The organism is Halalkalibacterium ligniniphilum (genome assembly GCF_000334155.1).
Classification (GTDB): Bacteria; Bacillota; Bacilli; order Bacillales; family Bacillaceae_D; genus Halalkalibacterium; species Halalkalibacterium ligniniphilum.
The window spans coordinates 1-11180 of the sequence record NZ_ANNK01000125.1 but is presented as its reverse complement, the minus strand read 5'-3'; the positions used below and the strand labels follow the sequence as shown (position 1 = coordinate 11180).

The window sequence follows — 11180 nt, the reverse complement described above, 5'->3', positions numbered from 1 at the left end:
AAAGAAGTCAACCCATACTTTATCGAGGAAATTTATGATCGTAACGGAAATAAGCTGGAGAAGCCCACGGTGGAAGAGGAGAAAATTTTCTCACCACAAACGGCTTGGTCGATGACGCGGATGCTCGAGTCTGTTGTAAAAGAGGGAACGGGTCAGCAAGCTAATGGAGTGGGAGCACTTGCTGGGAAAACAGGAACAACTTCTTACACAACCGTTGACGATGCCGCAATGGACGCATGGTTCGTCGGTTATACACCAGAAGTTGTCGGCGCACTTTGGATGGGGTATGACGTTACGTCAGAGGACCGCTATTTACGTGGAGGAAGCTCTTATCCAGCTGCCCTTTTTCGAGCGATTCTTGATGAAGGACCTCAGTCTTTACAGGCTTCAGCCTTCCAAAAGCCTAATGGAGTTGAAGAACTCCTTCCTCCTGTTCGTTTAGTCACCGTTGATGATCTTACAGCGACCTTGACGATGGGAGGCTCTCGACTAATGAGCATTAAATTGGAATGGAGCGGCTCTGAGGATGAGCGTCTTAATTACGACATTTATGAGATCAATGGCGACAGGAGAAAAAAAGTTGGTACCATTGCTGGAGAGGAAGAATACCTTGTTTCAAGTGTGAATGTCTTTTCATTGAAGGAATACCAAGTCGTTCCTCATGATCCGCTGACTGGGCAAGAAGGGGAGCCGTCTAATATTGCAGATGTGAATTTTAGGTTAGGTTTTAACTAAGCAGAGACATAAACATAAGGTGCTAGGGTATCATGCAAAGAAAAATAGTGATAACGGATAATGGGCTGGGACAAAAGAGTTTTTTTGAAGAGAAATCCGAACGTCATGGTCGTTGCTGCCTCGCATTCGCTTCGGAAATACCTTTCGCTTTCCGCGGGCGGCTGGTGAGCCTCCTCGTGCTTTTTGCACTGCGGGGTCTCACCCTTGTCTTTGATCCCGAAGGAGTCTACGTCTATTTCCGCCGCTAAGGTTGTGCATTGTTCGCATTTTCAATCATACACGTTCGTTATGTCCCAGCCTCTCTATCCCGTTGTTGGCAAGAATTTTGATTTAAGAAACAAAAAAACATCAAAGCTGTCTAGTGTAATGTGCCAGCGGATCTAGGTCGCTTCGACATCTCCTACAAAAGTAGAAAACGTTTTCAAATCAGATTCTCCAGCGCTTGTTCCCGCTAGGCGGGCGCCTTGCTCTTTTCTAACATCGTTCTTTTACTCCATCTCCAACAAAATGATCGCTGATTTCATCAAATTTATGACAGTTTGTCGATTTTGCTATACACCTAATCATTCGGTGATTATAGTAATAGAGGATAAAGAATGATTTTTTTTGGTTATTCGATTAGAATAGGACGTAATGAGTTGTGAAGAAAGGTGTGTCGAAATGACTACGTCAACATTTAATGATACGTTTTTAAAAGCATGCAGAGGAGAGCACCATAGCCATGTACCCGTATGGTATATGCGCCAAGCGGGTCGTTCTCAGCCAGAGTATCGGAAAATAAAAGAGAAGTATTCCCTTTTTGAAATTACCCACCAGCCTGAATTATGTGCATATGTGACAAAGCTGCCCGTCGATCAATACAACAATGATGCGGCGATCTTATATAAAGATATCATGACGCCTCTCCCTTCGATTGGTGTTGAGGTTGAAATTAAAGCAGGGATCGGGCCTGTGATTGATAATCCGATTCGTTCCCTTGATGATGTAGAGAAGTTAGGGGTTATTCATCCTGAAGAAGACGTTCCGTACGTGCTTGATACGATTAAGCTACTTCGAGAGCAATTAACGGTTCCTCTTATTAGCTTTAGTGGTGCGCCCTTTACACTGGCGAGCTATATGATTGAAGGAGGTCCTTCAAAAAATTACAATAAAACAAAAGCCTTTATGTATGCAGAGCCGAAAGCTTGGTACTTACTAATGGAAAAGCTTGGTGAAATGACGATTACATACGTGAAGTCTCAAATTGCTGCTGGTGCCCAGGCGATTCAAATATTTGATTCATGGGTCGGAACATTAAATGTCCGTGACTATCGGATCTTTGTTAAGCCTGTCATGGAAAAGATTTTCACAGAGCTGAAAAAGGAAAAGGTTCCACTCATTATGTTCGGGGTCGGGGCGAGCCATCTTGTCCATGAATGGAATGACCTTCCACTTGATGTGGTTGGTTTAGACTGGCGTTTATCAGTACAAGAAGCAAGGGAGGCTGGTGTAACAAAAACCGTTCAAGGAAACCTCGACCCAGCCATCCTTTTAGCACCTTGGGACGTAATTGAAGCCAGGGCAAAGGAAATTCTTGACCAAGGCATGAAGAGCCCTCATTTTATTTTCAATCTTGGACATGGTGTTTTTCCAGAAGTTGATCCAGCGGTGTTACGACGATTGACAGCATTTGTCCATGATTACTCATCGAACAGACTGAATTAAGGAGTGACCCTAGATGTCAAAGAAAAAAATTGGTTTACTCGTCATGGCGTACGGTACACCAAGAAGCAAAGAGGAAATTGAACCTTATTATACCCATATTCGTCACGGCCGTAAGCCGTCAAAAGAGGCATTAGATGATCTTACTGAACGCTATGAGGCAATCGGCGGGATTAGCCCACTTGCGAAAATTACAGAAGATCAAGCGTTTGGCTTAGAGAAACGTTTAAATGAACTGTATGATGACCGTGAATTTAAAGCCTTTCTCGGTTTAAAACATATTGATCCATTCATCGAAGATGCTGTTCAGCAAATGAAGGATGAAGGTATTGAAGAAGCGATAAGCATTGTTCTTGCCCCTCATTTCTCCACCTTCAGTGTCAAATCTTATAATGGTCGTGCCCATGAAGAATCTGAAAAAATTGGCGGCCCAACGATTACGAGTGTGGAAAGCTGGTATGATGAGCCTGCCTTTATTGCTTATTGGGCGGAGCAGTTAAAGAAAACAATGGAGAACATTGAGGACCGTGACAAAGCCTGTGTTATCTTTTCAGCTCACAGCTTACCAGAAAAAATCCTTCAAAGCGGAGATCCTTATCCACAGCAGCTTCAAGAAACTGCCGATTTGATTGCAAAAGAAGCAGGTGTTACAAATTATGAAATAGGGTGGCAAAGTGAAGGGAATACTCCTGAACCGTGGCTTGGACCGGATGTCCAGGATTTAACCCGTGAGCTATATGAAAAGCATGGCTATACGTCGATGATCTACTGCCCTGTTGGGTTTGTGGCTGATCACTTAGAGGTCCTCTATGATAACGATTATGAATGTAAAGTGGTCACCGATGAGCTAGGTATCAACTATTATCGTCCAGAAATGCCGAATGCAAAGCCTGAGTTTATCGATTGTCTTGCATCGGTTGTACAAAAAAAGCTCGCAGAGAAAGAGTGATGAACGGTGACGAGTAAGAAGACCCGAGTTGCCGTTATTGGTGGAGGTATTACAGGTTTAGCGGCAGCCCATGCATTGCATCAAAAAAAGCATGAGCAAGGCTTCCCTCTCGATTATGTCTTGATTGAGGGGTGTGAGCGGCTTGGCGGGAAAATTCAAACCGATCGGACAGATGGATTTGTCATTGAGCGAGGACCCGACTCTTTTTTAGCTAGGAAGACGAGCATGTCAAAGCTTGCAAAAGCAGTCGGTCTTGAGAATGACCTGCTTCATAATGATACAGGGCAAGCGTATATTTTAAAGGGTGCTTCTCTACATCCAATTCCAGGTGGAGCGATAATGGGGATTCCAACGGAGCTAGGTCCTTTTTTAAAGACAAACTTGTTCTCGCCTCTTGGAAAAATTCGTGCGGCTAGTGACTTTTTTATCCCACCGATAACCGATGAAAATGAGGATATTTCCCTCGGTCATTTTTTCAGACGGCGGCTTGGTAATGAGGTTGTCGATCAACTGATTGAACCGCTCTTGTCAGGTATTTATGCAGGCAACTTAGACAAGCTAAGCTTACAAGCAACGTTTCCAAATTTTCAACAGCTTGAAAAAAAATACGGTGGACTTATCAGAGGAATGAAAAAAACGCGAGGCACGAAAAAGAAGCCCGAAGATCAGTCGGAAAAAAAGCAAGGCATGTTTCTTACTTTTCGCTATGGGCTGCAATCGTTTGTTGATGCAATTGAGAATCACCTGGATGCGGATTCAATCTGGAAAGGAAACCCGGTAGTATCCATTCGAAAAGAGCGAGAGACATTTTTACTCACGTTTCAAAACGGTTCAATTGAACGATTTGATGAGGTCATTGTGACGACACCACCCCATATTACAGCAAAGATGCTTGATGCTTACCCATATTATCAGTACTTAAAAGAAATGGAAGCGACATCTGTAGCGACAGTCGCTTTGGCTTTTCGAAAAGAAGCTGTTCACAATCCATATGATGGGACAGGGTTTGTCGTTTCACGAAACAGTCCTCAGACGATTACGGCCTGTACGTGGACACATAAAAAATGGAGTCATTCTACGCCTGAAGGCTTTGCGCTGCTCCGTTGTTACATTGGACGGCCAGGGGACTCCGAGATTGTCGATAAATCAGACGAAGAGATCGTTTCTGTTGTTTTGCGTGACTTAAAAGGGATCATGGACATTGAAGGAGAGCCACTTTTCCATCTTGTGACACGCTGGAAAGAAGCGATGCCTCAATACCATGTAGGACATGTTTTTCAAATCAACAAAATGAAAGAAGATACAGCTAGACATTTACCAGGTTTGTATTTGGCCGGTGCAGGGTTTGACGGGGTTGGATTACCAGACTGCATCGACCAAGGACAGCAAGTGGTCGAACAGATCGTTAGAAAATTAATCTAAAGGAAATGACAGCTAGACATGAAGCGGGCACCTTCAACAAATGGAGAGTGTCCGTTTTTTTAAAATCTATTTTTAGTGTTCTACGATCATTTGTTGTGAGATCGTTAGTCATGTAGCCTAGACATACGCCCCTTTTTACGAGTAACCCAGCTCGCTCATCACGAAAAATGCCATTATTAATAAACTATACAAGGTATGGTTGTTGGTATTGTTTTGTAAGGGAGAGGGGTTAGAAAAATGATTTTTTATCTTAATGATTGGCAGCCAAATCTAATGAAACGGCTACAATCCGTAGGGATGGGGCTACTGTGAATGTATTAGTTACAGGTGCTGCTGGTTTTATTGGTTCGAGTCTATGTGAACGTTTGCTTGAGGATCCTAATGTGAAAATAATTGGCATCGACGCTTATGTTGGACCAACGGCAAAGGAGTACAAAAAGGATAACATACAGTCCCTGATCAGCCATCCACGCTTTCAATTGATTGAGCAAAATTTGCTTAATGTGGAATGGGAAGAGCTTCTTGGGAACGTTGATGTTATTTATCATCTAGCTGGAATGCCTGGAGTGAGGGCAAGCTGGGGAGCGGATTTTAAGCAGTATGTTTCTTATAATATTCTCGTCACACAACGGCTTTTAGAAGCATGCAAGGATCGTCCATTATTAAAATTTATTTATGCTTCTACTTCGTCTATCTACGGTGAAAAATCAGGGAAAGTAACAGAGGGACAAATCCCAGAACCTTTATCGCCATATGGAATAACAAAATTAACAGGCGAATATCTGTGTAAAGTTTACCTGAAAAATTATTCAGTTCCAGTTGTGATTTTACGCTATTTTACGGTATATGGACCGCGACAACGGAGTGATATGGCTTTTCATCGTTTTATTCAGCGAATGCTAGAAAACAAGCCAATCCCGATTTTTGGTGATGGTAAGCAAACTCGTGATTTCACCTATATTGATGATTGTGTCACTGCCACAGCGGCGGTGCTTCATGCGAAAAACGTTGTTGGGGAAGTCATGAATATCGGAGGGAAAGAAAGAGCTTCTGTGATTGACATTATTTCCATGCTGGAATGTTTTTTAGAGCAAAAAGCAACCCTTCAATTTTTAGATCAAGCGGTCGGTGAGCCAAGACACACGTGGGCTGATAGTTCAAAAGCAGAAAAACTCTTGGCATACAAACCAGTCAATGATCTTAAAACAGGCTTAAAAAAAGAAATTGACTATGTACAGAAGTTATATGAGAAGAAGTGAGGAATTGAATGCAAGGGAAACGCACATTCTAAAAATAGAAAATAAGATTTTACAAGCTACCTTTGATGAGAAGCAAGGGTAGCTTGAATGATTTTTAGCAGGTGATATCGACTCGGAGACGTTAAGCGTCTTACATTAATAAAGCCATTTTTCGATGAATTGAATTGGCCCATCCTTTAAGAAGTTGTTATGAATAGCCGTCAAAGCTTCTCTCTTTGCAAACCAAGGAGGAGTAGGTGGATTGTATTCAACGACATAACGGCGTTTTTTAGGTTCCTCTACTGGTATTTCTTCTTGAACACTCTCTGACTCTGCTGGAACCAATCCTTCTTCTAGATCCAATCCTTCTTCTAGCTCCACTATTTCTGTCTTTTCTAGCTCATCTGATCCTGAAACACTAAGATTATGTGTAATTTTATATTCAATCGTGCTCCATACGTCAAGAATGTCTGAGGCTACCCGATTCCACGTGTATTTTTCTTCTGCATATCTACGGCCTGTTTGCCCCATTTTTTTACGTAGTGAAGCATCTGAAAGAAGGGTGGATAAATGTTCGACAAATCCTTGAGGATCCTCAGGATTCTCAACGATTAACCCGTTCTCATTTGGGGTGATGACTTCTGGGTTCCCACCACGAGCTGTTGTAATAATAGGTAGTCCTGAAGCCATTGCTTCATAGTGAACACGGGCAAGTGGTTCTTGCCATTGAGATGGACAAACAAAAACATCGGCAGCTGCAAACCAATTTTGGATCTTGTCAGGTGAGATAAACCCAGTATTGATCACTGGTATTGGTAGCCTTGAGGCTAAGGCACGTACGTAAGCGACATAATCACTAATGTCATTCACACTGAACCATTTGCTTCCTACTAAAACAAGGGCAATATCGGGGTGTTTTTTTGCAAGTGCGGGCATCGCCTGTACGAGGACATCTGCACCTTTATTTGCAGAAAGTCGGCCAGCAAATAGAATAACCTTTTTATCATCAATTTGATGTTCCTTGCGTAATGTTTGACGTTCTTTTTCCATACTTGCCGACTTGATTAAAGTAAAACGGTCTAAGTCTACGCCAGAATAAATCGTTTTAAGTTTTGGTTCGGCTTGTGGAAATAATTCTTTAATCGTACGACCAATATAATTGCTGATCGTTATAATTTGGTCAAGCTGTTCAATGGCAGCCTTTGCCTCTTCAGGGTCGATTTTTTGAGGGATGAACATATCATTATGCATGCTTAAGACCAATCGAGCCTTGGGAGCAGCCCCTCGAACTGGAAGAACTAATCGTGGACGGTTAAAAATATGAATGATATCGAATGAATTTTCGTTAAGAAATTCCACAACCCCCTCTCGATACTTCTCAATCAAGCCCCCTGGTTTACGTACATAACGAATCTTATCAACCGTTTCTTCTAATGGAAGAGAAGGATCGGCGGAACCTAAAATCGTTAGTTCATGTTTTTTACTTAAAATTGAAGCAACACCTGAAATGTATGTTTGAATGGCACCACCTCGAACTGGAGGGACGGGCAGCTTTTCTGTACAAATCATAAGAATTTTCATTCAGGCTAATTCTCCTTTCCAGCCTTCGCTAAGTTCTTCTAAAGCAGGCCATTTCGTTTTGTCGATCTCGACAATTCGATTACACAATGCTTCTAATTCGCCATCCATAAAGATGGAAGGCTCATAAATCATTTCTTTCACATTTTTATAAAATTCGTTTGGAAGAGCCATGTCGATTAGGAGGATTTCATAAAGTTTGTCTTCGATTGGATTTGCTTCGTGGTAGGCTTCAATCATACCTTTCATCCATGCAGCATCCCACCTACCAATGTCGTCCATTGTGCCTGTAATCAGTTTACGCAAGTCTCTAATCGGTAAATCATATGCAACCCCATCTAAGTCAATGATCCACATGCCACCAGGACCCATTTGTCCGTTTGACCAGCCATAATCCTGGTGAACCAATCCCCATGCTGTATTTCCTCTTTTAATGAGTTCATAATAAGCTGACTGTTCAAGGCGTTCTAAAGCTTTTCGTGCTTGTTCTTCAAACATGTCTGTAACGGAAAGAATCGTTGCGCTTGCAGGCATTTCGCTATAAGCCTTAGCGATGTTACGAAACCAATCCATTTTTTTTATGATCTTTTTATACGTTTTCGGCCAACGGTAAAGTCGGGATGGATTTTCTGCTCCTTTAGGCGGGGTGTAGCCTTTGGAAAGCTGATGAAATTCACCAAGAGCATTACAAAGCGCTTTTGCTCCTTCTAAATCTTTTGATACAGGTGCCAATGGTTCGATCCAATCAGCTACAAACCAAAGCTTTCCACCCATTTCCACATACGATTCTCCAGACTTTGTTCGAACGATTGGAGGGACACGTGCATTTTTTTCATGAACCAAATATTCCTGAGCACCGAGTGAAAACATACTCCTCGTCGGTCTTCGATGTAAAATTTTTAAACTACGTGGTCCATGGTTTGTTTCAATTTTCCAAATGAGTCCTCCTTTATCAGCTTTGGTCGTGATGACCTCCAATCGCTCAACCTTCATTTCATAGTATTCGATAACTTCCTGTGCCATATCCTCTATATAGGGAGGAACGTACGTATCTCCTAATATGCCATCCAAATCCCATGGGATGATGAGTAGCTCTTCTTTCATATTCCTCACTCCAATTTCTTTAGATAATAATATACCTCATAGACAGGGTATTCGTTGAAAGCGATAAAGTGCAGGGGTTTTCAATTTTTTCATTCTCTAGCTGAAGCTTAAGTCTCTTACATTTTTAAAAAGTTATAAAAATTTATGTGAAAAAAGAGTTAGGGAAAAGCTCTTGAATCTATATAGTCCTTTTGCCGTAAATTTGTTTGCAGTGGATATGAGGGATAATTTTAGCCGGTTAGACGAGGTACAGCTTGTTTTAAGATCGTTTTCGTAAAGAGCTAGGAATGAATAAAGGCGGTGAGGGAAGAACGATTGAACGGTTTTCTGAGCAATTCCAAGTCGTCATTGAAGAGAAAGTTTCGTTCTCAGGACTGCTTTTGGTGTGCTACAAGATCCTTATTTACAAGAATTTAAAAAGAGAGGGATGCTTCTGACGGTAATGGTTACGACAGTGAACGAAGCTCGAATAGCTGAAGAGAGATTGTCATTGTTGCTCAAGAAAGTGAAGCAATGTGTTAACAAGCTTCAGGTGATATTGAAGAAAGGCAGCTTATCTAGGCTGCCTTTCTGCGTCCTCATTAATACCAGTTTCGATACATTTGATATTTTAATTCTTGCTCCCTTTTCAGTTCTTCTAGCTTTTGTTCACGAAGAAATCGTTCTAAATCCTCTTTTGAGTAGCAACGTTTTTTAATGGTAATAGTAAAAATAAGAAATTGAAAAGTCATTGTTCATTGCCTCCTAATCTATGGACGTTTTTTCCCTTTCAGGTGAGGCCTTTCACCTGTTCATACCATGTTTGAAAAATTGAGCTCTTAAGGAAATTCATTGTTGTTACCTCCTTTTTCATTTCTTAGCGATTGAACAACAAGAGCAGCGTAACAAAAAAAGCCGTAGGTCAATCAACCTACGACTTACAAAATTTACCTATTGATGGTAAAGATAAACCGCAGGGATCAACGTTCGCCTGCGGAAAAGTACGCTTATCGTGAGAAACGGTCACGAAGAGTAGCAGGTGGTGAACGTAGAACATATTTAAATGATGGACTCATAGTCTGTCGGGAATGGTTTGTCTTCATCATTTTGTTCAACCTCCTTACTCAACTCTTGTTTATAAATGGAATTATATCCAAAGTTCTGTAATTTGTAAATGGAAATCTTGAACTTTTTTTGACTTTTTCTTTTATGTAATTGACAACAGAAAAAAGGAGATTTTTTAATATAATTTTTCTTGGTTTGGATATGGAAAATAACAGGGCATTCTTTGAAAGAATATTCAAAAATAACAAATTTTTATGTATAATGACGGTATTCGGGAACGAGGAGAGATGAAAATGGCAGCATTAGTCAAAAAAAAGACTGCTCAAAAAGTATTACGAAAAGTTGAACGTGTTGCTCAGCTGTTAAGTAAGGAAATGAATGAGTGGGACAAGGTTGCCGAAGTGGCAGACCGTTTTCGAAAGCAACTAGATGAACAATTAGGGCAGGATGAATACTTGCTTATCGTTGATGAAGAGGGCAAAAGCCTTGTGCACACGAATCGATTAAGGGAAGGAATGTTTTTTCAAGATGAAGTTGGACTAAAAGCAGCAATGACGAATGAACCGTTACTGCAGCTATACCCACGAAATACAGGAGAGGTGCTCGTTGACGCATCATGTCCAATTATTAAAACAAAAGACGGTAAGCGTTACAATTTACGGTTAGGAAAAATTATACATCGCCCTTATTTAGGGTTATATATCTCAATGCTAGCAATTGCTCCCGTGTCTTTGCTATTTTTATTATCCTTTTTTGCAGAGGGTAGCCCTATATTTTTAGGGGTTAGTTTTCTTCTTACTTTATGCCTTTCAGGTGGTCTAGGGCTGTTGTTTTACACTTCGCTAATGAAGCCTTTACGAGAATGGTACCAAATCACTAGAAAAGTGACTGCTGGTGATTTAACAGCAACTGTGGCGAATAACGGTCGGACTGAGTTTCACCAAATTGGATATGAAATAAATAAAGTTATTCTCGGGATGAAAGAAATGATGAAGGAAATTAATCGTTCAGCTCAGACGATTGAGAGGGTGTCAGTTGATCAAAAGCATGAATCAAAAGGATTGTCTGAGGCGTTTGCATCATTGCAATCCATGATGCAATCATTCAAAAATGGCACGGAAACACAATTGTCGTCCATTCAATCAGCAAATGCGATGGTTCAACATTTAATGGAAAGAGCAGCAAGCATGGAAAAGGATGTAAGGGACACTTTTTTGGTAACAGAAGAAGCGAATCGTCATGCAGAAAAAGGAAATGAATCAATCGAAAAATCAGAGCAGAAAATGATGTTGGTGCAAAAAAACGTTCAGTCCGCTGCAGAAAAAGTATCTGACGTAACAACGAATGCAAGTGACATTTTGAAAAAGGTTTCGGCGATAAACGAAATTGCTGAACAAACAAATTTATTA

General features: G+C 41.1%; 10 protein-coding genes. 7 read left to right on the top strand and 3 right to left on the bottom strand.

All coding sequences use genetic code 11. From position 1 onward, the window contains the following. The 6 genes from BLT_RS0115350 to BLT_RS0115325 all read left to right on the top strand — a co-directional run. Window positions 1-735, top strand: a 735-nt coding sequence (locus BLT_RS0115350; protein WP_017728659.1) for a penicillin-binding transpeptidase domain-containing protein, incomplete at its 5' end; no start/stop codon positions are given. 32 nt (window positions 736-767) lie between these two features. Next, complete coding sequence (locus BLT_RS24110) at window positions 768-983, top strand: hypothetical protein (protein WP_161603254.1); 216 nt, start codon at window positions 768-770, stop codon at window positions 981-983. A gap of 412 nt (window positions 984-1395) precedes the next feature. After that, entirely contained in the window at window positions 1396-2439 is a 1044-nt protein-coding gene (hemE, locus tag BLT_RS0115340) for a uroporphyrinogen decarboxylase (RefSeq protein WP_026105148.1), read from the top strand. Between the two features lie 13 nt (window positions 2440-2452). Beyond that, complete coding sequence (hemH, locus tag BLT_RS0115335) at window positions 2453-3385, top strand: ferrochelatase (protein ID WP_017728656.1); 933 nt, start codon at window positions 2453-2455, stop codon at window positions 3383-3385. 6 nt (window positions 3386-3391) lie between these two features. Beyond that, a complete protein-coding gene (hemY, locus tag BLT_RS0115330; RefSeq protein ID WP_017728655.1) occupies window positions 3392-4807 on the top strand; it encodes a protoporphyrinogen oxidase in 1416 nt (471 codons plus the stop codon). 308 nt (window positions 4808-5115) lie between these two features. Then, window positions 5116-6066, top strand: a complete 951-nt coding sequence (locus tag BLT_RS0115325) for an NAD-dependent epimerase/dehydratase family protein (protein ID WP_017728654.1) — start codon at window positions 5116-5118, stop codon at window positions 6064-6066. A 135-nt stretch (window positions 6067-6201) separates the two neighbouring features. Here the strand turns inward: BLT_RS0115325 and BLT_RS22140 are convergent, their stop codons facing one another. The 3 genes from BLT_RS22140 to BLT_RS23295 all read right to left on the bottom strand — a co-directional run bounded on the left by BLT_RS22140 (window position 6202) and on the right by BLT_RS23295 (window position 9458). Then, the gene (locus BLT_RS22140; RefSeq protein ID WP_017728653.1) at window positions 6202-7626 is read right to left on the bottom strand and encodes a glycosyltransferase family 4 protein; all 1425 of its coding nucleotides are present in this window, start codon (window positions 7624-7626) and stop codon (window positions 6202-6204) included. Then, window positions 7627-8727, bottom strand: a complete 1101-nt coding sequence (locus tag BLT_RS0115315; protein ID WP_017728652.1) for a CotS family spore coat protein — start codon at window positions 8725-8727, stop codon at window positions 7627-7629. Window positions 8728-9308: 581 nt separating this feature from the next. Continuing rightward, window positions 9309-9458 carry a YrzI family small protein gene (locus BLT_RS23295; RefSeq protein ID WP_017728650.1) on the bottom strand — a complete coding sequence of 50 codons (150 nt, stop codon included), beginning with the start codon at window positions 9456-9458 and terminating at the stop codon, window positions 9309-9311. Between the two features lie 606 nt (window positions 9459-10064). Between BLT_RS23295 and BLT_RS0115300 the strand changes: the two genes are divergently transcribed. Beyond that, on the top strand, window positions 10065-11180 hold a 1116-nt coding region (locus BLT_RS0115300; RefSeq protein WP_017728649.1), incomplete at its 3' end, for a methyl-accepting chemotaxis protein.

Coding starts and splice junctions, on each gene's coding strand:
- BLT_RS24110 (WP_161603254.1), top strand. CDS start 768: ATGCAAAGAAAAATAGTGATAACGGATAATGGGCTGGGACAAAAGAGT.
- hemE (WP_026105148.1), top strand. CDS start 1,396: ATGACTACGTCAACATTTAATGATACGTTTTTAAAAGCATGCAGAGGA.
- hemH (WP_017728656.1), top strand. CDS start 2,453: ATGTCAAAGAAAAAAATTGGTTTACTCGTCATGGCGTACGGTACACCA.
- BLT_RS22140 (WP_017728653.1), bottom strand. CDS start 7,626: ATGAAAATTCTTATGATTTGTACAGAAAAGCTGCCCGTCCCTCCAGTT.
- BLT_RS0115315 (WP_017728652.1), bottom strand. CDS start 8,727: ATGAAAGAAGAGCTACTCATCATCCCATGGGATTTGGATGGCATATTA.
- BLT_RS23295 (WP_017728650.1), bottom strand. CDS start 9,458: ATGACTTTTCAATTTCTTATTTTTACTATTACCATTAAAAAACGTTGC.